Source organism: Dactylosporangium sp. NPDC005572 (assembly GCF_040605515.1).
Taxonomy (GTDB): Bacteria; Actinomycetota; Actinomycetes; order Mycobacteriales; family Micromonosporaceae; genus Dactylosporangium.
Map to the genome: position 1 here is coordinate 1 of NZ_JBEXCY010000076.1, position 22,843 is coordinate 22,843.

Consider the following 22,843-nt stretch of genomic DNA (forward strand, 5'->3'; position numbering starts at 1 on the left):
GACCGCGGACATCGCTTATCTCCGGCGCCAGCTGCGCCGAGCTCGTCGAGCACCGTGACGATACGGCGCGGCGGGCGCGGACCGGCGTCGACCACCAGCATCGCGTCGTGGGCGGCCGCGAGGTCGGCGCCGACGCGCACCGCGGCCTCGCCGTCGGCGTCGTCGCCGGCCCGGACCACGACCGTGTCCCAGCCGGCCGGCGGCGGCGCGATCACCGTCACCAGCCGGGGACCGGCGCCGGCCAGCTCGGGGTGGTCGCCGCCGAGCACGACCGTGTCGGGGCGGGCGACGTCGATCTGGGCCCGGACCTCGGCCGCCGGGTCGGCGCTGAACCGGGCGAACACCGGCGCCGCCGGCCCCCGCTCGCGGACCGGCCCGGCCAGCCGGTGCAGCTCGGCCATCGACGCGGTCATCGCGAGCAGGTCGCCGGACAGCCCGGAGCCGACCTCGATGCGCGTCTGCTCGTAGGGCACGACCCGGCTGAGCAGCACCTCGGACGGCACGCGCCGCACGGCGAGGTCGGTCGCGAGCTCGACCACGGCTGCCGCCGCCGTCCCCGGCGGGACGACGACCAGGACGCGGTATGCCTCCGGTACACCGAGAGCCGCCTTCCGCAGGTCGGCGGCATCCTGCTCGACCAGCCGGCGCGGATAGACGACCGCGAGCAGCGGGCCGGCCATCGCCGTGGTGACGAGCGCCATCACGACCATCAGCGAGAACAGGTCGGCGGGCAGGATCCCCAGTTGCAGGCCGACGGTGAGGATCACGATCTCGGTCAGGCCGCGGGTGTTCATCAGCGTCGCGAGGGCGCCGGAGCGGCGGGCGTCGATCCGGTTGAGCCGCGCCCCGGCGTAGGCGCCGAGGAACTTGCCGGTGATGGCGACGACCAGGATGAGCGCGAGGTCGAGCAGCCCGCGGCCATCCACGGTGGACAGGTCGACGCGCAGGCCGGCGATGACGAAGAACACCGGCAGCAGGACCAGCACGCTGAGCTGTTCGAGGCGTTCGAGGGTCTCGTGGCGCAGGGTCTCGCCGCCGGCGCGGGGCATGACCGCGCCGAACAGGAACGCGCCGAAGATGGCGTGCACGCCGATCGCCTCGGTGAACCAGCACGACAGCAGCAGCCCGATGAGCATTACGGCGAGGATGTCGGGCGTGAGCCGGCCGGCCCGGTCGCGGGCGGTGACGAGCCGCCGCAGGAGCGGGCGGACGACCAGGAACATCACCAGCACGTACGGCAGCGCGAGCAGCACCTGCCAGGGCACCTCCCCGCCGCCGGCGCCGAGCGCGACGACGCCGGCGAGCAGGGTCCACGCCACGACGTCGTCGACGGCACCGCTGGCCAGCGCGAGCCCGCCGACCTCGGTGCGCAGCATGCCCCGGTCGGCCAGGATGCGGGCCAGCACCGGGAACGCGGTCACCGACATCGCCGCGCCCAGGAACAGCGCGAACGGCGCCACGTCGGTGACGTCGTGGTGCCCGGCCAGCCAGACGGCGAGCCCGATGCCGAGGCCGAGCGGCAGCACGACGGAGCCGACCGACACCGACACCGCGGCCCGGCGCCGGCCCCGCACGGCGGCCAGGTCCACCTCGTAGCCGACGATGAACATGAACAGCACCAGGCCGACGTTGGCCAGCCCGGCCAGGGCGGTGCGCACCTCGGTCGGGAACAGCCAGCCGCTGACCTCGGTGCCGAACAGCGTGGGGCCCAGCAGGACGCCGGCCAGGATCTCGCCGATGACCGGCGGCTGGCCGAGCTTGCGGGCGGCCAGGCCGAGCACCCGGGCCAGCACGATGATGCAGGCGAGGCCCAGCATGAGCTGACCGACGGCGTGCGCGCTCATCGGGTCGCCCCGGACAGCAGCGTGGCGACCGCCGCGGCGGACGGGCGTTCGCCGGCCGGGCCGAGGCAGGCCCGGACGATGCCGGCGAGCGGTTCGGGCAGTGCGCCGCTGACCTGGGGCGTCGCCGCGAGGACCCGGCGCAGGGCGAGCAGGCCGTCGCCGTCCGGCAGGTCGCCGTAGACGCCGGTGCCGCTCACCACCCGGTGCAGCAGCACGCCGAGCGACCACACGTCGGCGGCGGGCACCGGCCGGCCGCCCATGAGCACCGCCGGGTCGACGTACTCGACCGTGTCGAGCGCGCCCATGCCGGTGATCGTCACGCCCTCGGTGAAGACCTGGGCGAGGCCGAGGTCGGACAGCTTCCCGCCGCCGGGGTGCAGCAGCACGTTGCCCGGCTTGACGTCGCGGTGGACGATGCCGGCGGCGTGCAGGTCGGCGACCGCGCGGGCGGCGTCGGCCACGGCCCGCAGCGCGGCGGCGGGGGAGACCGGCGCGGCCGGGCTCGCGAGCGAGCCGTCCGGCAGGTACTCCATCGAGTAGTAGAACGTGCCGTCCTGCTGGCCGGCGTCGAACGGGCTGACCAGGTACGGCGACGCCACCGCGCTGAACGCGGTCAGCTCCCGCACGGCCCGGCGGAACGCGGCGTCGCTCGACTCGGCCGACAGCACCTTGACGGCGACGAACTCCACGTCGACCGGCAGCCGGGCCGGGCGGCGCGCGAGGTAGAACTGCCCGTGGTTGCCGGCGCCGAGCGGCCGGATGAACTCGTAGTCGGCGATTCCCTGCACGGCGGACTGACCCCTCTCGCTCACGGATTGCGGTGCGACTCGTAGCGCAGCCACCGGCGGCCAAAGATGATCTTCGCGCCGGGCCGGACCTCCACGGCCCCACCGGCCGGGACGCGCGGCGCCTCGTCGGCGCCGGGGCCCTGCACGTAGGTGCCGTTGGCCGAGCCGAGGTCGACCACCCGCACGGTCCAGCCGGACAGCTTGACGCGCAGGTGCCGGCGGGAGATGCCGCCGTAGGAGTCGGCGATGCGCAGCGGGCGGGCCCGGCCGGCGGCGACGTCGGGGTCGCGGCCCGGGTCCCGGCCGACGACGTAGTCGGCGTCGGCCCGCAGCGTCATGCCGTTGTCGAGCAGCAGCACGCCGAGCGGCGGCCGGGGCCCGAGCCGGCTCACGAGCGTCAGCTGATGCATGGCGATGCCGCAGCGTTGGCAGTACCGCAGCGCCGGGTCGTTGAAGTGACCGTTCTTGCAGTCGACCCCCTCGACGAGCACCTCCGTGTCGGCGACCGGCTCGGCCGGCGCGAGCGGCGGCGCGAAGCCGGGCACGAGCAGCACCGCCTGGAACGGTTTCGGTGCCTCGTCCGGTGGCTGCGGCGCGGCGCCGAACCGCACGCTCAACCCGGCCGCGCCGACGACCCCGGCGTCGAGCCGGGCGAGCGGATGGGGCGCACCGGCCTCGGGCAGCCGCAGCTGTACCGCCGTGACGGGCCCGGCGACAACCCGCGCGGCGGGGCCCGGGCCGGTCAGGCGGACCTGCTCGTGGCGGCCGTCGACCTCCGCGGTCGCGTGGCCGCAGACCAGGACCGCCAGGTCTCCGTCCGCGGTCGGGCCGGCCACCGCGCAGCTGAGCTCGCCGGCCGGGAACAGCTCCGCGACCCGGCGGACGAGGTCCGACCCGTCGCCGCCGTCGGCCGCGATCCGCTGCACGAGGGTCAGCAGCTCCTCGGCGCCGGCCGGCTCGGCGACCGCGAGCAGGGCACCCGCCCGGGTCACCAGTCCGGGACCGGGCATCGGCAGTACCGTGGGATCCGTCACGTCAACCGCCCGCCCCGGAACCGCCACCGCAGGAACGGCACCCGCATCGGCCCGTTGCCGACCAGCCAGACGGCGAGCCACACCGCCGCGAACTGGAGGACGAACGCCGTCAGCGGCGGCGCGGCGGCGATGCCCGGCACGGCGCCGGCGCGCAGCAGCAGCCACAGCACCACGGCCTCCGGCACGCCGGTCAGCAGGCCGAACAGCGACGGCCAGTCCTTCTCCCAGCGGAACTGCATGAGGAAGTGGTAGAGCAGCTCCCAGCCGATGCCGAGGACGGCGACGGCGGCGAGCACCAGGAACGCCGTGCGGTACCGCTCCGACAGCGGCCCGTCGCCCGGCAGCAGGGGGACGATGAGCGCCGTCACGGCCGAGCCGACGACGGCCAGCAGGAAGATCCGGGTCTGGAGGCGACCCGACAGGATGGGGACCATTGGTGGGTTCTCCGTCTCAGATCGGGCGGCCGAGCGCCCAGCGCCACCACTGCACCGTGGAGCGGATCGGTCCGATGCGCCGGCACCAGCCGCGCCGGGCCAGGTCGTCGGCGATCTCCTGGGCGGCGATCTGCAGGCCCAGGAACGTGTCGACGCCGGGGAAGTAGCCGCCGAGCGTGGTCGTGCCGGAGGCGTAGAGCGCACCGTCGCCGCTGGCGGTGCCGCGCACCTCGAAGTGCCGCTCGACGTCGAGCCGGCCCAGCGGGTTGCGCCCGGCGCCGCCGTGCTCCAGGAGGTCGGCCAGCACGCGGTGCTCGGCGATGTCGGCCTCCAGGCCGGTGCAGTCGATGACGTAGTCGGCCCGGATCTCCCGGAAGCCCTGCTCACCGGCGACGACGCTGACCAGCCTGCCGTCGGTGTCGGGCCAGACCTTCTCGACGGTGCCCTGCGCGGCGCGGTACCAGCCGGCGGTCCGGCCCTCCCGCATCTGCTGCTGCCAGCGTCGCCGCTTCGGCGTGTTGGTGCCGCCCATGCCCTTGTACGCGGCGGCGCGCTCCGGACCCTCCAGCCGGCGCATGCGGGCCTTGAGCTGCCCGCCCCAGACCGACTTCGGGTAGTTGAAGCCCTGGTAGGCGAAGCCGTCGCCGCCCCTGCGCCGGGCCCACAGGTGCGGGCCGTGCGCGCCGGTGACGTACGTGCGGAAGAGGTGCTCGATCTGCGTCTGCAGCCCGTGCTTCGCCCGGTCGTCCATGAGCCGCTGCAGCACCCGGGAGGCGACGATCCCTCCGCCGCGCACCAGCACCGTGCCCGGCCGCGTCTTGAGGAACTCGTAGACGTGCTCGTGCGGCTCGTAGGCGTTCACCACGTGCTCGAAGTCGCCGTGCTCCTCGCGGAACTTCTGGAGGTCGGGCAGGAACCGCAGCCCCGGGTAGCCGACGGCGAGGTGCACGAACCGCGACCGGTAGGCGACCCGCCTGGTGGGGCCGTCCGGCGGGGTGAGCACGGTGAAGTACCCGCCCTGGTCCCGCTTGCGCACCATGCGCACGACACCCTTGGCGACCATCGCGTCGTACCCGATCCGCGCGGACTCCCGCCGCAGCCCGGCGAAGACGTCACCGGCCCGCGGGGTCCAGTAGTCGGAGAAGACCGGCTCGCCGAGCACGTGCACCAGCGGCCGCAGGGTGCGGTCCCGCCAGGCCTCGGCCAGCGCGTACGACGGGAAGCCCCAGATGTTGTCCGGCCGCGACGACGAGTCCGAGCGGATCCGCTCCGGCTCGGGGATCTGGGAGACCCGGGTAAGGTACTGGTAGGTCTGCCACGGATGGTCGATGTTGGACAGCACCCGGATCTGTTCGGGCGGCACGCCCGCGATCCGCAGGTAGTCGACGGTCACGAACGAGCCGATCCCGCCACCGACGGTCACAAACGGCACGTCATGCACGGGAATGCCGGCCGCGGCCACCATGCCGTCGGACCACACGGCAGAGCCAGTCAGCTCGGGCGTGAGCTCACCAAGATCCATTTGAATCCCCCGATTTTATGTGCCAATACGGGTAGCACACCGGGAGATCGCCGGGCAATACACAATGAGGACAGTGACCGCTCGCCGACACTCGCACTTCGAGGGGCGCCGCCCCGCGGCTGCCGGCCGTCGAGGCCAACGAGCTGCCGAGTCACGCGGTCGCCAGGCCTCCCGGGCGAGCGCTTGGGCCCTACCTGCGGACCTCCGCGCACCTGTGGGCCTCCGCACACCCGCCGGCTGCCCCGCACCTGCGGGCCTTCGCGCGCCTGCGTGGCCTCTGCGCTCCTGCGGCCCTGTACGCGCCTGTGGCCTCCGCGCGCCTGCGGGCCTGCACACGCCCGCGGGCCTTCGCGCGCCCGCCGCCCACCTGCGGGCCTTCGCGCGCCTGCGTGGCCTCCGCGCAACTGCAGGCTGCGCGCCCGCGCGCAGCCTGGCTTCTCCCGTTCGCCGACAGCGGGCTGCCGCCCACTTGCCCGCAGGCTGCCGGCAGTCGGCCGCGGCGGCGCGTCGCCGTCGCGGCTCACATCCGGAGGACGCCGGCCGCCGGCGATCCATGATCGCGAAAGGTTGTTGTCGCCCGAGCCGTCCCGCGGGCTGTGCTGCGGGCAGATTGGCCATGATCCCGAAGAGTTCTTGCCGCTTGGGCGACCAAAAGTCTTCGGGATCATGGTCGACGTCGGCGACAACCCTTCGTGATCATGGTCGTGGGTGGTCAGGTCTGCCCCGGGCCCGCCGGCGCGGCGCTCGCCGCGACCACCGTCCAGGAGGCCGCTGGTGCGGCGGCTGCCCGGACGGCTCAGCGCCGCTTCAGCGAGCACCGCACGGCCGTCCGGGGTGGGCGCGCCTACGCAGGCACGATGATCGGGGTTCCGGCCACCGGGTCCGGGACCACGACGCAGCTCAGGCCGAACACCTTCTCGATCAGCTCCGCCGTCACCACGTCCGTCGGGGCGCCCTCCGCCACGATGCTGCCGTCGGCCATCGCGATGATGTGGTCGCAGTACCGGCAGGCGAGGTTCAGGTCGTGCATCACGATCACGATCGTCTTGCCCGACGCGGCGTTGAGCTTGCGGAGCAGGCGGAGGAGCTCGACCTGGTGGTTGATGTCGAGGTACGTCGTCGGCTCGTCGAGCAGCAGCAGGTCGGTGTCCTGGGCCAGGGCCATCGCCACCCAGACCCGCTGCCGCTGGCCGCCCGACAGCTGCCGCAGCGGGCGGTCGATGAGCTCGGCGGTGCCGGTCGCGTCCAGCGCGCGGGCGACCGCGTCGTCGTCGGCGTCGGTCCAGCGGCGGAACCAGCCCTGGTGCGGGTACCGGCCCCGCGAGACGAGGTCGGCCACGGTGATGCCGTCGGGCGCCACCGGGGTCTGGGGCAGCAGCCCGAGCACCTTCGCGACGTCGAGCGTGCTCAACGATGCCATCTGCCGGCCGTCGAGGTACACCGTGCCCTCACGCGGCCGCAGCAGCCGGGCGAGCCCGCGCAGGAGCGTGGACTTGCCGCAGGCGTTGGCTCCCACGATGGCGGTGACCTTGCCCTCCAGCACGGTGACGTCGAGGCCCGCGACGACGGTGCGGTCGTCGTAGCCGAGGGTCAGGTTCTCAGCGCTCAGCCGGGTCATCCACCTGCTCCTTGCCGGTTTGTGGTGGCCAGCAGCCACAGGAGGTACGGTGCGCCGACCGCGCCGGTGACCACGCCGGTCGGTAGTGCGGTCGGGAGCAGGTGCACGGCGACGAGGTCGGCGCCGAGCAGCAGGGCCGCGCCGGTCAGCGCGGCCGGGACGATGCCGCCGGTTGCCGGGCCCAGCAGCCGGTTCGCGACGGGGCCGGCGACGAGCGCGACGAAGATGATCGGGCCGGCCACCGCGACCGCCATCGCGATCAGCGCCACGGCCGTGGCGAGCAGGCCGGCGCGGTGGAGCTCGGTGCGCGAGCCGAGCGCGCGGGCGGTGTCGTCGCCGAGCTCCAGTGCCCGCAGCCCGCGCTGCAGTACGACCGCCAGCGGCAGCAGCACCAGCAGCGCGATGATCAGCAGGCGCAGCTCCGGGCCGCTGGCCTGGCCCACCGAGCCGGTCAGCCAGTGGATCGCCTGCCGGGCCTCGAACAGCTGCGCCCGGGTCAGGACGTAGCCGGTGAGCCCGTCGAAGAAGACGGCCACGCCGATGCCGATGAGGATGAAGCGGTACCCCGTGACGCCGTCGCGCCAGGCGAGCACGTACATGAGCGTGGCCGCGACGATCGCCCCGCCGAGCGCGAAGCCGGTGATCGCCAGCCCGCCGGCCTGGAGTACCACGATGCCGGTGACGGCCGCGAGCCCGGCGCCGGAGGTGATGCCGACGAAGTCGGGCGAGGCGAGCGGGTTGCGCAGCAACTGCTGGAAGATGGTGCCGGAGGCGCCCAGGGCCAGCCCGACGGTCAGGCCGGACACGGCGGTCGGCAGCCGCAGCTCGCGCACGACGAAGTCGACGCTCGGGTTGTCGGCCAGGTGCAGCACCGACGTGATGACCTCGCCGGCGGTGAGCCGGAAGCTGCCGACCATCATCGTGACGACGAAGAGGGTGACCACGGCGGCGGCGAGCCCGCCGGTGACCACCGCGAAGCGGGTGCTGCGGCGCCGCCGGTCCGAGCGCAGTGCGCGGACGGTCTCGAGGGTGGCGGTCATCGGTTCACACCTCCGAGAGCTTGCCGTAGCGGACGACCGCGACGAAGGCGGGCGCCCCGAGCACCCCGAGCACCACGCCGACCTGCAGTTCGTCGGGCGCGGCGACCACCCGGCCGACCACGTCGCACAGCAGCAGCACGATCGGCGCGAGGAGCATGGAGTACGGCAGGATCCAGCGGTAGTCGGGGCCGCAGATGAGGCGGGCGAGGTGCGGCACGACCAGGCCCACGAAGACGATCGGCCCGCAGGCGGCGGTGGCCGCCCCGGCGAGCACCGCCACGACGACGAACGCGGCCGCGCGGGTGCGCCCGACCCGCTGGCCGAGGCCGCGGGCGACGTCCTCGCCGAGGGCGAGCCCGTTGAGGGCGCGACCGAAGCCGAGCGACGCGAGCAGCGCGACGATGAGGAACGGCGCGACGCCGGTGAGCACCGGCGCGTAGCGGCCGGCGAGCGAGCCGACCTGCCAGAACCGCAGCTCGTTGAGGGCGTCGATGTTGGTCATCACGATGCCGGTGGTGACCGAGGTCAGCCCGGCGGTGACGGCGGCGCCGGCGAGCGCGAGCTTGACCGGCGTGGCCCCCTCGCGGCCGAGCGACGCGATCGCGTAGACGAGCACGGTGGCGAGGATGGCGCCGGCGAACGCGAACCAGATCGACACGCCGATGCCGTGGACGCCGAGGACGGTGACGGCGAACACGACCAGGACGGCCGCGCCGGCGTTGATGCCCATGATGCCGGTGTCGGCGAGCGGGTTGCGGGTGACGCCCTGCAGGATGGCGCCGGCGACGCCGAGGGCGGCGCCGACCAGGATGCCGAGCAGGGTCCGGGGGACGCGCAGCTCCAGCGTGACGGTGCTGTTGATGGAGCCGTCGTCGTCCACGCCGCCCAGGGCGTGCAGCACCTCGGACAGGCTGATGTCGCGGGAGCCCTGGGTGACGCTGAGGAACGCGACGACGGCGAGCACGGCACACAGCACGGCGAGGCCCGGCCCGAGGGCCGCGCCTCGCCGCACCGCGTGAGCGGTCCGGTTCATCAGTTCCCGATGTTGGGGTCGGCGCTCTTCACGGCCTCGGTGAGCTTGTCCAGCTCGGTCGCGAAGTGGCCGTAGGTGTGCAGCCAGTACGCCGGCCATGCGACGACGGCGCCGGCCTTGGCCGCCTTGATCTTGAACCAGGTGGGCTGCTTCTGGCCCCACTCGGCGTTGGCCGAGGCGGTGTAGGAGCGGCCGTCCCACAGGATCAGGTCGGGCTGGTACTTGTCGGCGTTCTCCCAGCTGAGGTTCTCCCAGTACGGGAACGCCGGGTCCGGGCTGTCCGGGTTGATCACCTTGAGGCCCCAGCGCTGGAAGTCGAGCAGCTCCGGCGCGTACTCCGGGTTGGCGAAGTACACCTTGTCGTCGGCCGGCGACATCGCGCCGACGGTCAGGCCGGGCTTGGCCGCGACGGCCTCCTTGAACTTGGCGAGGGACTGCTCGAAGCGCTGCTTGTTGGCCGCGATCTTCGGGTCGTCGACCTTGGCGCCGAGGCTCTCGGCGAGGTCCTCGTACCCCTCGGCGAGCTCCAGGATCGACTTGCCCTGGCTGATGCCGACGATCGGGGCGAGGTCCTTGAGCTTCTTGCTCTTCTCGTCGACGCCCTCCTCGAGGCCGCTGTTGGCCTTCTCGGCCGGCCACCAGTCGGCGACGATGAGGTCGGGCCGCAGCGAGGCGGCCTTCTCGACGTCGATCTTGCCCCACTCCTCACCGAGGATCTCGATCCCGCTGAGGTCGAGGTCCTTGAGGTTGGAGTCGGTCTTGACCGACTCGTCGGCGTAGATGCCGACCGGCTTGATCCCGAAGGACATCAGGGCGGCCGCCTCGCCGGCGTGGGCGATGATCCGGGTGGGGACCTTGTCGGCGGTGACGACCTTGCCCGACCCGTCGGTGAACTTCCAGGGGCCGGATGCGCTCGGGCCGGACGAGGGCGAGTCCTCGGAACCACATCCGGCAAGGACGGCACTGAGGGCCGCAACGGCGACGATCGAACGCCAGACACGCATATGAACTGATTTCCATTTCAGTCAGTGACGAGGAGTTAGGTTAGGCTAAGCTGACGACTCCCTGTTTGGTCAACAGTCGAGATCAAACAGTGACCTGATCGGCGGTACAGTGCGGGTGGCTGTCCGGGCAGCCGCCGGTCCGCGGAAATGGGCACAGCCCACCCGGTGCGCGACAAACCTGAGGCCTCACCCTCCTTTCGGCCTGACCCAGCGGACAGCAGGCGTGAACGAGAGGAGGCCACCGTGCCTGACTTCCGCCGAGCGGCCCGAGCCCTGCAGCGCGCGGTGCGCGCAGGCGATCCCGACGCGATCGCCCGGGTCGCCGCCCACCACCCCGCCGGCGCGCCGGCCGACCCCGCCGACTTCGCGCTCACGGCGGCGCAGCTCGTCGTGGCCCGCGAGCAGGGGTTCGCGAGCTGGCCGCGGCTGCGGCGGTACCTCGACACGGTCGCGTCACACGGCTGGGACAGCCGGACCGCGGCGTCGCCCGCCGCCCTCCCCGCGGACGAGTTCTGCCGGCTGGCCTGCCTGACGTACACCAGCGACGACGGTCCCGACCGATGGAGCGCCGCGGGTCGCCTGCTGACCGCGGACCACATCTGGGCGGCGTCGGCCGCCGCCCGCCCCGCGGACGTCGCCCGGCTGCTCGACCGCGACCCCGGACTCGCGGGGGCGCGGGGCGGACCGTTCGGGTGGCGGCCCCTGCTGTACCTCACCTACTCCCGCGTCGACCCGGCACCCGCCGAGGCGGACGTGCTCGCCGTCGCCCGGCAGCTCCTCGCCGCCGGCGCCGACCCGGACGAGGGCCACCTCTTCGCCGGGCTGACGTTCCCGTTCACCGCGCTCACCGGCGTGCTCGGCAACGGCGAGCTGGGCCCGGCGCGCCAGCCGCGGCACCCGCACTGGCACCCGCTGGCCGGCCTGCTGCTGCGCGCGGGCGCCGACCCGAACGACGCGCAGGGCCTCTACAACACCATGTTCCTGCCCACGACCGATCACCTGGAGCTGCTCCTCGCCCACGGCTTGGGCTCGCCCGGTCGCGGCACCTGGCGCTCCCGGGTGGGCGGGGCGATCCCGCCCCCGGACGAGCTGCTGCGCACCCAGCTCCGCTGGGCGGTCGAGCACGACCAGATCGCGAAGGTGCGGCTCCTGGCGTCGCACGGCGTCGACGTCCGGTCGCCGTTCACGGCCGCCGGCCCGGCCTGGGCGCCCGGCGACGGCCGGACCCCGCTCGAACTGGCCCGCCTGTACGGCCACGCGGAGATCGCCGAGCTCCTCGTCGAGCACGGCGCTCCCGCCCCACCGCCGGACCCGGTCCAGGATCTGATCGCGGCCGCCTTCCGCGCCGACCGCCCGGCGGTGCAGGCGCTGCGCGCCGAGCACCCGGACGTCGTGGCGCGGGCCCGCGCGACCCGCCCGGGCCTGGTCGTCTGGGCCGCGGCCCACTCGTCGCCGCCGACCGTGGAGCTGCTGGTGGAGCTGGGCTTCGACGTCAACGCCCTGGGTCGCGCGGACGCCCCGGTCGAGGAGCCGTGGGAGACGGCGCTGCACCACGCCGCGGGCGCGGGCGACGTGGAGCTGACCCGCCGCCTGCTGGCCCTCGGCGCCGACCCGGACGCCCGCGACCGCCGCTTCGCCGCCACGCCCCTGGACTGGGCCCGCCACCTGGGCCGGCCCGCGACCGCCGCCCTGCTGGAGGAGGAGGCCCGTCGGTAGGTCAGCGGATGGCGCGCTCGGCGAGGGCGAGCAGCGAGTCGGTGAGCTTGCCGATCAGGGCCAGCAGCAGGATCGCCAGCAGCATCACGTCGGTGCGTCCGGTGTTCTGGCTGTCGATGAGCAGGAAGCCCAGGCCCATCGACGACGCGATCAGCTCCGCCGCCACCAGGAACAGCCAGCTCTGGGCCAGGCCGAGGCGCAGGCCCGAGACCACCGCCGGGGTGGCCGCCGGGAACAGCACGGTGGTCAGCAGGGCCACGCCCGAGCGGCCGTAGGCGCGGCCGACCTCCACCAGGTGCGGGTCGACCTGGGACAGCGCGGCGGCGACCGTGGTGTACACCGGGAAGAACGCGCCGATCGCGACCAGCACGATCTTCGGCGTCTCGTCGATGCCGAGCCAGAGCAGCAGCAGCGGTACCCAGGCCAGCGACGGCACCGCCCGCAGCGCCTGGACGGTCGGGCTCAGCAGCGCCCGCGCCGGCCGCGACAGGCCGACCAGGCCGCCGAGGGCGAGACCGGCGGCCGAGCCGAAGGCGAAGCCGATGAGCACCCGCTGGACGCTGATCGCGACGTGGTGGCCCAGCTCGCCGCGGGTGGCCAGCTCCCGCAGCGCGGCGAGCACGTCGGCCGGCGGCGGGAGCTGGCTCGCCGACCAGACCCCGCTCGCGGTGGCGGCCTGCCAGGCCGCCACCAGCAGGACCGGGACGACCGCGCCGGCCAGCAGCCGCCGGACGGTCGACGTCACGGCTTGGTCCGGGCCTGGGCGAACCTCGGCTCGAACAGGGTGTCGAGCGCGGCCTGGCCGTCCTGGGCCGACTTGATGTTCCCGTCGGCGACGAGCACCGGCAGGATCGTCTGGAGCACCGTCCGCTGGGCGTCGCCCGGCACCGGGTCCAGGTCGAGCGTGGTGCGCTCGGTGAGCACCAGCTTCGCGACGGCGGGGGACACCTTCGACTCGCGGGCGAGCAGCTCCACGGCTTGGTCCGGGTTGGCCGCGATCCACGCCTTCGCCTTCTCGTAGGCGTTGACGACGAGCTGGGTCGTGGCCGGGTACTTCGCCAGGAAGTCCTCGCGGGCGTTGAGCGTGCCGTAGGAGTTGAACGCCTTGTTGCGGTAGATCAGCTTCGAGCCGCTGTCGACCTGGGTCTGCGCCATGATCGGGTCGAGGCCGGCCCAGGCGTCGACGTCGCCGCGCTCCAGCGCCGCCTTCCCGTCGGCGTGCTGGAGGTTGACCACCTCGACGTCCTTCGACGTCAGGCCCACCTCCTTGAGCGACTGGAGCAGGAAGAAGTACGGGTCGGTACCCTTCGTCGCGGCCACCTTCCTGCCCTTGAGCTGCGCGACGGAGGTGATCGTGGAGTTCTTGGCGACGACGATCGCGGCCCACTCCGGCTGGCTGTAGAGGGTGACCACCTTGATCGGCGTGGCGTTGGCCCGGGCGAGCAGCGCGGCCGCGCCCGCGGTCGAGCCGAAGTCGACGGCGTTGGCCCGCAGCGACTCGTTCGCCTTGTTGCTGCCGGCCGACAGCACCCAGGTCACCTTGGTGCCCTTCGCGGCGAGCTCCTGCTCCAGCCACTTCTGCTCGCGCAGGACGAGGCTCGCCGGGTTGTAGTACGCGTAGTCGAGGCGCAGCTCGCCCGGCGCGTCGCCGCCGCTCGCCGCCGCCGCGGGTGCGGGGCTGCTGTTCTCGCCCTCGACGCAGCCGGTGGCCAGCAGCGCCGCGGCCGCCAGGGCGATCCCGAGCAGGACACGCTTCATCGAGACTCCTCCAGATTCTGTGGTACTCCGAGCCGACCGAGCAGATCGGCGCGCATCGCGGCGAGGACGGCGTCACCCCGGTCGCGGGGCCGGGCGCCGGGCACGTCGACGGCGTGGACGACGGTGGCGCCGGGCCGGCCGGGCTCGCTGCCCAGCAGGACCACCCGGTCGGCCAGGCGCAGCGCCTCGTCGACATCGTGGGTCACCAGCAGCACGGTGGTGCCCGCCCGGCGCTGCACGCGGTCCACGAGGTCCTGCATCCGCAGCCGGGTCAGGGCGTCGAGGGCGGCGAGGGGCTCGTCGAGCAGGAGCACGCCGGGGTGCCGGGCGAGCGCCCGGGCCAGGGCGGTGCGCTGGGCCATGCCGCCGGACACCTGCCGCGGCCGGTGGCGGGCGAAGTCGGCCAGGCCGACCACGTCGAGCAGCCGTTCCACCTCAGCGCCGGCCTCCGCGCGGGTGGTACCGCGCGGCAGCCCGTAGGCGACGTTGCCGGCGAGCGTGCGCCAGGGCAGCAGCCGCGGCTCCTGGAACATCACCGCACACCGCGCCTCGATGCCCCGCACCGGCCGCCCGTCGACGGTGACCGCCCCGGCGGTCGGCGCGTCGAGCCCGGCGACCAGCCGCAGCAGCGTCGACTTGCCGCTGCCGGACGCGCCGAGGATGGCGACGACCTGCCCGGCGGTGAGCTCCAGGTCCACGTCGCGGAGCACGACGTGGTCGGCCCAGGCCTTGCCGACGCCGCGCAGCCCCACGGGGACCGCGGTCGTCACGGGGGGTGCGACGGTCACGAGCGCACATATTACATATAAACTCGATCTACTTAATAGGTGATCGATGCCACGACGATCCGCACCCGCTTGCGAACCCTGCGTAACCGAAACGGACCGGCCGCACCTCGGGGGTGGCCCGTTCCTTCGCAGGTGGAGGGGGTTGTGCGATGCTGGCGGGGTGACGCCGGAGGACCTCAAGCACCTGCGCCGCGCCCGCGACCTGATCGACCGCGACTACGCGCAGCCGCTCGACGTGCCCGCGATGGCCCGCGCCGCGCTCATGTCCCCGGCCCACTTCGCCCGCCAGTTCCGCGCCGTCTACGGCGAGACCCCCTACTCGTACCTGATGACCCGCCGGATCGAGCGCGCCAAGGCCCTCCTGCGCCGCGGCGACCTGTCGGTGACCGAGGTCTGCATGGCGGTCGGCGCCACCTCGCTCGGCTCGTTCAGCACCCGGTTCACCGAGCTGGTGGGGGAGAGCCCGAGCGCCTACCGGGCCCGCAACCACAGCGACCTCGCCCCGATCCCGGCGTGCTGGGCCAAGCTCGTCACCCGCCCGAGCAGGAACAAAGAAGCGCAGGTCAACCCGGCCGGGTAGCGTTCCGTGGCATGGAGCTGACACTCACGTACACCTTCCTGGAGGTCGACGACCACGACGCCGCGCTCGCGTTCTACCGCGACGCGCTCGGCTTCGAGGTTCGCCAGGACGTCGCGATGGAGGGCGCGCGCTGGCTGACCGTCGGCCCGAAGGCGCAGCCCGAGCTCGGCATCGTCCTGCAGTCGGCCGGTGTCGCCCGGTCGCCGGAGGACGCCGACTCGATCAAGGCGCTGCTCGCCAAGGGGTCGCTGTCCGGGCTGGTCTTCCAGACCGACGACGTCGACGCGCTGTTCGACAGGCTCATGACCAGCGGCGCCGAGGTGCTCCAGGAGCCGATGGACCAGCCCTACGGCCTGCGCGACTGCGCCTTCCGCGACCCCGCGGGCAACATGCTGCGGTTCAACCAGAAGCCCAAGCAGTAGCCGGGCGTTCCCCGAGATGGGCATACTGCCGGCCCATCCACTTCCGATGGATTCGTCAGCAGGTGCGGCTGAACCGGCCGTGGCCGTCGGCGGCGTAGTACAGGGAGGGGACGCGCCCCAGTTCGGCGGCGAGTGGTCTGAGATCGGTGCAGGCGTCGGCCTGGACCGTGGCGTCGCGGGTGTCGAGGTAGACGGCGAACGCACCGTGCTGGGTGTTCGCCGCGACCAGGTGCGAATGCCACTCGGCGCCGCCGAACTGTGCCGTCAGCCTGTCGTGCGTCGCCCGCTCGTCGTAGATCGGGTCGCGGCCGAGCACGAACATCGCGGCGGCCAGCGCCACGCCGACGACGGCGAAGGCCGCAAACGCGATCCGGTTCGACCTGCGGCTCGGCTCCCGCTCCCGCCCCCGTCGCATGCCGTAGTGCAGCGCCGTTCCCACCGCGGTGATCCACAGCGCGTTGCCGGCGAACATGCGGCTGAAGGTGAGCTCGTCCTGCGGGCCGACCTGCGAGGCCAGCATGCGCGCGGCGGTGGCGGCGAACAGCAGCACCAGCCCGGCCTGGGCCCAGCGCGGCAGCGCGACGAGCGCGCCCCAGAGCCGGTCCCACTGCAGTGAGCCTCGCCGGCCTCCGCTGATGACGAGGAGCGCGGAGCCGAAGATCAGCGCCGCCGGGATGAACGGCACCCAGAAGACCGCCGGGGCGAACGAGACGCCGGGACTGTACAGCGCGGCGAGGAGAGCGGCGTTGAATACCAGCCCGCCCACCGACAGCGGCAATATCAGCTTACGCACGACAGCAATCTAGTGACCGTCGGCCGGGTTCCGGGGTCCCGCCGGCGGCCGCTACCGGTAGTAGCCGAGGAGGATGCCGCCGCCGTAGACCAGGGCCGTCAGGCTGGCCAGCCAGAACAGGCCCGACCACAGCGACGCCGGCAGGAAGGTCAGCTGACGCAGCACGTAGGCGTCCGAGGACTTGTCCGGGCCGGCGTGGCGGAGGTTCTGGAACGCCAGGACGTGGATGAAGCCGCCGAAGAGCAGGAACCAGATCCAGGTGTACGCGAAGAACGCCTCCTGGCCGTCCGACGCTTTGCGCATGACCATGACGATGACCGCGCCGATGGCGATGATCGCGAAGCGGGTGTAGAAGCTGCCGGCGGCGAACAGGGCCATCAGGAGCAGCACGACGCTGATCCACAGCACCGTGCGGACCTGGCCGCGGGACAGCAGATATGCGCCGGCGAGGCCGAAGGCGGACGGACCCACGTAGCCGGCCAGCGCGGTCACGAAGCGGCCGAGCGGGCCGAGGCCGGTGAAGGTCGTCACGCCGCCCTGCGGTCGCAGGGCCTTCAGCGACTTCACCGAGCCGCCCATCAGCGACACCGCCATGGCGTGGCCGCCCTCGTGGGCGAGCGTGATGAGGACGTGCACGACCGGCCACACGACGACCGAGACCGCGAAGGCGGTCAGGCCGGCGCCGATCACGACGAGCTGTGAGGGTTCCACGCGCCGGACGTTATGCGGGCGCCAGCCGGATTCCATCGGATGATTCGGTACATGTTGACGTCAGTCGATTCTTGGGGTTTTCTTACCGGAAGACCAGTCGGCGAATCGGATGGCGGCCCTCCGTCGACGCACCACCCTCCGGAGGGGCCATGTCCATCGTCCTTCGGCTCGCCGTGCTCGCCCTCGCCGCGACGGGCGCCGTCCTCGTCCAGCCGCCCACGCCGGCGCGGGCGGCCGCCGACATCTGCAACCGGTACTGCGACGGCCGCGACCCGGCCCTCGCCCCCGCCGACCGCACCGCCGTCGCGGCGACCCTGTACGGGCGGCGGTTCACGCTGCACGTCGACGACACCGACGCCATGGCCTGGGGCGTGGTCGAGAACGGCAGTCCGGGCGACGAGGTCTGGCTCGACCGCTCGTTCGACGGCGGCCGCACCTGGGTCGACAGCCGCCTCGGCGCCACCGCCGTCCCGGCCGGCGCCCGCACGAGACGCACCCTGATGTACAACGTCGACGACTGGACCAACCGCGGCGTCGGCGCGCTGCGGGCCTGCGGCAGGGCCGGCGACCGGCCCGAGCTGGTGTGCACGGCGTGGGCGCGCAGCACCTGGAACGCCTGGGACCGGCGGACCGCGGCGGCGACCGCGCTCATGATGCGGTACGACAGGAGCACCGGGCTCTTCGACGGTAACGCCTGGTGGACAAGCGCCAACGCGCTGACCGCGGTGGTCGACAACATCCGGCGCAGCGGGATGCGCAGCTACGACTACGCGATCGCGACCACCTACGACAAACAGCTGAACGCCCGGCTCGGCCAGTTCCGCAACGAGTACCTCGACGACACCGGCTGGTGGGGCCTGGCCTGGGTCGCCGCCTACGACGTCACCGGGAACAGCCGCTACCTGAACACCGCCCGGGCCGACGCCGACCACATGTTCGCCTACTGGGACACGCGGTGCGGCGGCGGCGTGTACTGGCGCACCGACCGGACCGTCAAGAACGCCATCGCCAACAGCCTCTACATCCAGCTCAACGCCGCGCTCGCCCAGCGGGTCCCGGGCGACACGGTGTACCGCGGCCGAGCCCAGGCCGGCTGGGCCTGGTTCCAGGGCACCGGCATGCTCAACGCGTCGAACCTCGTCAACGACGGCGTGAACCTGAGCACGTGCCGCAACAACGGCGACGTCACGTGGACGTACAACCAGGGTGCGCTCATCAACGCGCTCGTGCAGCTCAACCGCCTGACCGGCGACGCCGCCGCGCTCGCCACCGCCCGGCGCATCGGCGACGCACTGACCTCCAGCACGTACCTCAGCCCGAACGGCATCCTGCGCGAGCCCAACGAGAGCAACACCTGCGCCGGCGACGGCGTCTCCTTCAAGGGCGCGGCGGTGCGCGGCCTGGGCGCGCTGAACGCGGCGACGGGCGGTGCCTACGACGCCTACCTGAGGCGCAACGCCGACACCGCCTACGCCAACGACCGCGACCGGCTCGACTCGTACGGCAGCCACTGGGCCGGCCCGTTCGTCCCGACCGACCACAGCTGCCAGCACAGCGCGGTCGACCTGCTCAATGCCGCCCCGTAGGGCCTACGGGAACGGCAGGCCCGGTCTGCTTCGGCCCGGCACGGCCTGCACCAAGCCGGGCGCGATGGGGATCGCCCTGCGGTGACACCCTTCGCGTGAGTACGCTGCGAACCGTGCTGCTGCAGCGGACCCCCGGGGAACGGGTGAGGGCGCGGGCCGTCGGCCGGGTGATCTACCACGCCGGCCACCTCCTCCTGACCGGTGGCGTGCTCGCCAGCGCCATCGCGTTCCTGGCCGTCGCGGGCTCGTTCGCCTTCGCCGCCGACCGGCGCGACGCGGCCTACGGGGCCCTCGTGCTGGCCGGCTCCGTCGTCGCCGCGGCCGGCGCGCTGATCTACCTCGGGACCCTCCTCGGCGGCGACCGTTAGGCTGCCGGTTCGATGAACACGGAAGCGGTGCGGTCGTTCGTCCTGGCGGCCGAGCTCGGACAGCTGCAGCAGGTGGCCGACGAGCTGGGCGTGACGCAGCAGGCGGTCTCGAAGCGCATCGCCGCGCTGGAGCGCGAACTGGCGGTCCGGCTGTTCAACCGGACCGCCCGAGGGGTCGAGCTGACGACCGACGGCCAGGCATTCCTCCCGCACGCCCAGAGCATCGTCGCGGCCGCCGAGCGCGGGGTCGCCGCGATCCGGCCCGGCTCCCGGAGCCTGCGGATCGACGTCCTCGGCCTGCGCAGCGCGCAGGCCGTCGTGCTGCACGACTACTGGCGCGCGCATCCCGGGACCGACCTCGACGTGGTGACGCTCAAGGTCAATGATCCCCAGGTCGTGGTCGCCGCCGTCCAGGCGGGTGAGGTCGACGCCGCGTTCCGCACCGTCACAGATCCGGCCGCGCTGCCACCCGGCGTACGGATGCTCCACGCCTTCGACTCGCCGCTGGAGCTGCTCGTCGGCCCGGGCCATCCGCTCGCCTCCGCGCGGGCCGTGACGCCGGAGCAGCTGGCCCGGCACCGCATCTGGGTGCCGGGCATCGCCCCCCGCAGCGAGTGGGCCGAGTTCTACGACCAGCTCGCCACGGCCTTCGGCCTCCGCGTCGACGCGGCCGGCCCGAACTTCGGCAACGAGGTGCTCCTCGACGCCCTCGCCGGCGCTGCCGACGTGGCGACCCTCGTCGGCGCCCGCGACCGGTACCTCTGGCCACCGGAGCACGACCTGCGCCGCATCCCGATCGTGAACCCGACGCTCGCGTACCCGCTCTCGCTGCTCGTGCGCAGCGAGAACGCACACCCCGGCCTGGCCGCGATCATCGACCACCTGGCAGCGCTGCCGCCGCTGCCGGGCCCGGCCTGGCGCCCGTCCTGGGCGACGACGCCGTCGTAGGAGAGATCCGCGGTGGACACCTTCGCCGTCGTCGGCGGCGTATCGTCCAAGCCGTGACCGTCATCTCGCTCATGCTGGCGGTGCCGGACGCGGGGGCCGCCTCCGCGTGGTACCAGCAGGCGCTCGGCGCGACCGAACTGTGGAGCCTCGGATCGGTCGTCGGCCTGGAGGTACAAGGGGCGCCCTTCTTCCTTGCCGAGCCGGAGCGGAACGGCTGGGAGAGTCCGGCCGTCCTCGGCACCACGACCGTGCGGGTCGAGGTCTTCGTGGACGATCCCGACGCGCTGCTCGACCGGGCCGCGGCGGCCGGGGCGAACTACCACGACCCGGTTCGTGACCATCAGACGCTGTGGGGCCGGCACCGCCAGGGCGGGTTCGTCGACCCCTTCGGCCACCGCTGGCTCATCGGCGACCGGTCACCACTCCAGCGATTCGCGGACCGGTCACCGCTTCAGTGATCCGGCGTGCCGGGCGGGGCCATGATGCGCAGGGCGTTCGGGGCCAGGCCGATGCGCAGCGGGGTCCGGCCCCGCGGTTCGCCGTCCACCTCGACGGGCGCCGGCCGGTCGGTCTCCAGCCACAGCTCGTCGGTGGCCACGAACGGCTCGTCGCCGAGGGTGCGCAGGTGGCCGGTGGCCGCGTTGCGGGCCGTGTCGCGCACGAGCTGCCAGCGGCTGGGGCCGCCGACCGGGTAGGCGATGAGCAGCCGGTCGTCGGCGTGCGCGTCGGCGGTGATGGGGCGGCCGGCGTGGAAGCCGCCGTTCGCGACGTACACCTGATGCGTGTGGAACTCGTGGCGCCGCCCGTCGGTGCGCGCCACGACCCGTAGCGGGCGGTGCCGGGCCAGCAGGCCCGCGGCGGTGACCGGGTAGGCGAGCCGCCCGACCACCCGCTTCAGCCGCCGGGGCGCGGACAGCATCACCTGGGCCGACAGCCCGACCCCGATGTGGTTGGTGAACGGCACGTCCCCGGCGAGGCCGAGATCGACGTCGATCACCGTACCGTCGGCCAGCGTGCGGACGGCCGCGTCGAGGTCGAGGGGGATGCCGACGGTGCGCGCGAAGTTGTTGGTCGTGCCGAGCGGCAGCAGGCCGAGCGCCACGTCCCGATGGGCGAGCACCCGCGCCGCGGTGCTGATCGTGCCGTCCCCGCCGCCGGCGACGACGAGGTCCGCCCCGCCCTCGACCGCGGCGTGCAGCCGCTCCTCCAGGCCGCCGCCGTCGGCGGTCTCGATCGAGAAGCCGGCCGCGACGAGCCGTGACCGCGCCTCGCCGTACAGCTGCCGTCCCCGCCGCGCCCGGGTGTTGACCACCAGCACGGCGCGCCGGTCCCGCCGGATGTCCTCGGTCAGCTCCTGCTTCGTCCGCACCGACCCGAGCGTACCGCCAGTAGAGTCCACGGGGTGTGGCTCCTGCTGGACGACGACGAAGCCCCGCTCGCCGAGTGCACCGACGTCGACGGCCTCTTCGCCGACCTGCCGCCGCGCCCGCGCGAGCGGTTCACCCTCGTCGGCTGCGCGCCGGAGGGGGCGCTGCGGGAGCGGGGCCGGCTCGGCGACCTCGCGCTGACGTCGCCACCGTCCTGGTTCGAGTTCCTCGGCGACGTCGCCGTGCTCGCGCATCGCCCGAGCGCGGCGGTGCCGGGAACGGTCGACGTCGATCTCGACGGATTCGTGCACGTCTACGACCGCACGGACGCGGTGGTCCGCCCCGGCGGCGTCACCGAGTTCGTCCTGGAGGGCGGCGCCGGCGAGGCCTACGGCACCTGCCGGGACGTCGTCGGCGTGTTCCGCGAGCAGGCCCCACCGCCGGTCCCGCGGGTCCGGCTGCGCGGCTGCCGCCCGTTCGCCGTCGGCCGCCGGATCCGCGCCGAGGTGCATCACATCAGGGCCGACGGATCGATCACCAGGCTGGTCGACGCGACCGTGTCCGGGACGGTCGAGTCGGCACAGGACGACGTCGTCGTCGCCAGCGACCCGCGCGAGCCGCTGCCGACCGGACTGCTCGAGATCCTTCAGCAGTGGTACCTCGGCCGCCCCACCGAACGGAACCTGTGGGCCGGCTACGACCGCGACCTGCGCCACCACTGGGCCGGCGTGGCGCTGGCCAACCCGCCGGGCACGCCGGACCGGCCGCCGGGCGCGACCTACGACCTCGACGGGCGGTTCGTCACCGACGTCGAGGGCTTCTACTGTGCGATCGGCGAGGCGGTCAACGGCCCCGGTGGGTACTTCGGCTGGAACCTCGACGCCCTCGACGACTGCTTCGGCGGCAACTTCGGCGCGCGGCCCCCGTTCCGGCTGGTATGGCACGACTCGGCCGTCGCCCGTGAGCACCTCGTCCCCGGCTATGACCACCGCCGGCTGGCCCCGGCGGTCACCTTCGGGTACCTGCTGGAGCTGCTCGTGGCGCACCGGGTCGACGTCGAGCTGCGTTGATCAGCCGAGGAAGTCCAGGCGGCCGCGGATGCGGGCCGCGGTCAGGTGGTCGAAGTAGTCGCGGGAGCTGACGATCTCGCCGTCGCGGACCCGCATCACGAAGATGCCCGGGAGCGCGAACGGCTCGCCGGTGTCCTCGACCGTGCCGCGGTACTCGAACTCGGCCACGATCACCTCCGGATCCGTCGTCTCGTGGACGGTGATGTTGGTCGCCTGGCGCAGCAGCCGGGGGACGTCGCCGGTCGGGCGGAAGTGCTCGCGCAGCTCGTCGCGGGTGCGCAGCGCCGGGGCGCGGCGCGGGTCGAACGGGTGCACGACGTCGGTCTGCTCGGCGTAGAGGTCGGGGAGCTCCTCCCAGCGCTCCTCGGCGACGCCGTTGACGAGGGCGAGGAAGACCTCGCGTGGGCTACGGGCCATGA

Annotated in this window: 24 protein-coding genes; 8 read left to right on the forward strand and 16 right to left on the reverse strand. The window is 73.4% G+C overall.

What is annotated here, in order from left to right; all coding sequences use genetic code 11:
* From ABZS66_RS30640 to ABZS66_RS30680, 9 genes are all read right to left on the reverse strand, one after another.
* A partial coding sequence (locus ABZS66_RS30640; RefSeq protein ID WP_354763680.1) for a cation:proton antiporter occupies positions 1-1,844 on the reverse strand: 1,844 nt, incomplete at its 3' end.
* Positions 1,841-2,632, reverse strand: a complete 792-nt coding sequence (locus ABZS66_RS30645) for a protein kinase (protein WP_354763681.1) — start codon at positions 2,630-2,632, stop codon at positions 1,841-1,843. The genes ABZS66_RS30640 and ABZS66_RS30645, both read right to left, overlap by 4 nt.
* A gap of 20 nt (positions 2,633-2,652) precedes the next feature.
* Complete coding sequence (locus ABZS66_RS30650; protein ID WP_354763682.1) at positions 2,653-3,642, reverse strand: FHA domain-containing protein; 990 nt, start codon at positions 3,640-3,642, stop codon at positions 2,653-2,655.
* Positions 3,643-3,662: 20 nt separating this feature from the next.
* Positions 3,663-4,100, reverse strand: a complete 438-nt coding sequence (locus tag ABZS66_RS30655; protein ID WP_354763683.1) for a hypothetical protein — start codon at positions 4,098-4,100, stop codon at positions 3,663-3,665.
* Between the two features lie 16 nt (positions 4,101-4,116).
* A complete protein-coding gene (locus ABZS66_RS30660) occupies positions 4,117-5,532 on the reverse strand; it encodes a hypothetical protein (RefSeq protein ID WP_354763685.1) in 1,416 nt (471 codons plus the stop codon).
* Positions 5,533-6,466: 934 nt separating this feature from the next.
* Entirely contained in the window at positions 6,467-7,240 is a 774-nt protein-coding gene (locus tag ABZS66_RS30665) for an ABC transporter ATP-binding protein (protein WP_354763687.1), read from the reverse strand.
* Positions 7,237-8,280, reverse strand: coding sequence for an iron chelate uptake ABC transporter family permease subunit (locus ABZS66_RS30670; RefSeq protein ID WP_354763689.1), 1,044 nt, complete (start codon positions 8,278-8,280; stop codon positions 7,237-7,239). The genes ABZS66_RS30665 and ABZS66_RS30670 overlap by 4 nt, the downstream gene beginning before the upstream one ends.
* A gap of 4 nt (positions 8,281-8,284) precedes the next feature.
* Positions 8,285-9,313 carry an iron ABC transporter permease gene (locus ABZS66_RS30675; RefSeq protein ID WP_354763691.1) on the reverse strand — a complete coding sequence of 343 codons (1,029 nt, stop codon included), beginning with the start codon at positions 9,311-9,313 and terminating at the stop codon, positions 8,285-8,287.
* Complete coding sequence (locus tag ABZS66_RS30680) at positions 9,313-10,317, reverse strand: ABC transporter substrate-binding protein (RefSeq protein ID WP_354763693.1); 1,005 nt, start codon at positions 10,315-10,317, stop codon at positions 9,313-9,315. The genes ABZS66_RS30675 and ABZS66_RS30680 overlap by 1 nt, the downstream gene beginning before the upstream one ends.
* 243 nt (positions 10,318-10,560) lie before the next feature.
* Between ABZS66_RS30680 and ABZS66_RS30685 the strand changes: the two genes are divergently transcribed.
* A complete protein-coding gene (locus tag ABZS66_RS30685) occupies positions 10,561-12,033 on the forward strand; it encodes an ankyrin repeat domain-containing protein (protein WP_354763695.1) in 1,473 nt (490 codons plus the stop codon).
* 1 nt (position 12,034) lies between these two features.
* On the opposite strand, the gene ABZS66_RS30690 is transcribed toward ABZS66_RS30685, so the two are convergent.
* From ABZS66_RS30690 to ABZS66_RS30700, 3 genes are read right to left on the reverse strand one after another with little or no spacing between them, the layout of a single operon-like run.
* Entirely contained in the window at positions 12,035-12,778 is a 744-nt protein-coding gene (locus tag ABZS66_RS30690) for an ABC transporter permease (protein ID WP_354763697.1), read from the reverse strand.
* A complete protein-coding gene (locus ABZS66_RS30695; RefSeq protein WP_354763699.1) occupies positions 12,775-13,791 on the reverse strand; it encodes an aliphatic sulfonate ABC transporter substrate-binding protein in 1,017 nt (338 codons plus the stop codon). The genes ABZS66_RS30690 and ABZS66_RS30695 overlap by 4 nt, the downstream gene beginning before the upstream one ends.
* Positions 13,788-14,579: an ABC transporter ATP-binding protein gene (locus ABZS66_RS30700; protein WP_354763701.1), complete on the reverse strand. Its 792-nt coding sequence runs from the start codon at positions 14,577-14,579 to the stop codon at positions 13,788-13,790. The genes ABZS66_RS30695 and ABZS66_RS30700 overlap by 4 nt, the downstream gene beginning before the upstream one ends.
* Positions 14,580-14,739: 160 nt before the next feature.
* Here ABZS66_RS30700 and ABZS66_RS30705 point away from each other — a divergent pair, with 160 nt between their 5' ends.
* Positions 14,740-15,159 (forward strand): helix-turn-helix transcriptional regulator, encoded by a 420-nt coding sequence (locus ABZS66_RS30705; protein ID WP_354763703.1) that lies wholly within the window; start codon positions 14,740-14,742, stop codon positions 15,157-15,159.
* An 11-nt stretch (positions 15,160-15,170) separates the two neighbouring features.
* Positions 15,171-15,581 (forward strand): VOC family protein, encoded by a 411-nt coding sequence (locus ABZS66_RS30710; protein WP_354763705.1) that lies wholly within the window; start codon positions 15,171-15,173, stop codon positions 15,579-15,581.
* A gap of 55 nt (positions 15,582-15,636) precedes the next feature.
* On the opposite strand, the gene ABZS66_RS30715 is transcribed toward ABZS66_RS30710, so the two are convergent.
* The gene (locus tag ABZS66_RS30715) at positions 15,637-16,374 is read right to left on the reverse strand and encodes a hypothetical protein (RefSeq protein WP_354763707.1); all 738 of its coding nucleotides are present in this window, start codon (positions 16,372-16,374) and stop codon (positions 15,637-15,639) included.
* Positions 16,375-16,425: 51 nt separating this feature from the next.
* Positions 16,426-17,085, reverse strand: a complete 660-nt coding sequence (locus tag ABZS66_RS30720; RefSeq protein WP_354763709.1) for a M50 family metallopeptidase — start codon at positions 17,083-17,085, stop codon at positions 16,426-16,428.
* Positions 17,086-17,234: 149 nt separating this feature from the next.
* On the opposite strand from ABZS66_RS30720, the gene ABZS66_RS30725 reads away from it, so the two are divergent.
* The 4 genes from ABZS66_RS30725 (at position 17,235) to ABZS66_RS30740 (ending at position 20,445) form a co-directional block, all read left to right on the forward strand.
* Entirely contained in the window at positions 17,235-18,671 is a 1,437-nt protein-coding gene (locus ABZS66_RS30725; protein ID WP_354763711.1) for a glycoside hydrolase family 76 protein, read from the forward strand.
* A 95-nt stretch (positions 18,672-18,766) separates the two neighbouring features.
* On the forward strand, positions 18,767-19,039 hold the full coding sequence (locus ABZS66_RS30730) for a hypothetical protein (protein WP_354763713.1): 273 nt from the start codon (positions 18,767-18,769) through the stop codon (positions 19,037-19,039).
* 12 nt (positions 19,040-19,051) lie between these two features.
* Positions 19,052-19,987, forward strand: coding sequence for a LysR family transcriptional regulator (locus ABZS66_RS30735; RefSeq protein ID WP_354763715.1), 936 nt, complete (start codon positions 19,052-19,054; stop codon positions 19,985-19,987).
* Between the two features lie 53 nt (positions 19,988-20,040).
* Entirely contained in the window at positions 20,041-20,445 is a 405-nt protein-coding gene (locus ABZS66_RS30740) for a VOC family protein (protein ID WP_354763717.1), read from the forward strand.
* On the opposite strand, the gene ABZS66_RS30745 is transcribed toward ABZS66_RS30740, so the two are convergent.
* Positions 20,439-21,356: a diacylglycerol kinase family protein gene (locus tag ABZS66_RS30745; protein WP_354763719.1), complete on the reverse strand. Its 918-nt coding sequence runs from the start codon at positions 21,354-21,356 to the stop codon at positions 20,439-20,441. The two genes, ABZS66_RS30740 and ABZS66_RS30745, sit on opposite strands and share 7 nt — an antisense overlap.
* 33 nt (positions 21,357-21,389) lie before the next feature.
* On the opposite strand from ABZS66_RS30745, the gene ABZS66_RS30750 reads away from it, so the two are divergent.
* A complete protein-coding gene (locus ABZS66_RS30750) occupies positions 21,390-22,424 on the forward strand; it encodes a barstar family protein (protein WP_354763721.1) in 1,035 nt (344 codons plus the stop codon).
* On the opposite strand, the gene ABZS66_RS30755 is transcribed toward ABZS66_RS30750, so the two are convergent.
* Entirely contained in the window at positions 22,425-22,841 is a 417-nt protein-coding gene (locus ABZS66_RS30755; protein WP_354763723.1) for a nuclear transport factor 2 family protein, read from the reverse strand.
* Positions 22,842-22,843 lie beyond the last annotated feature (2 nt).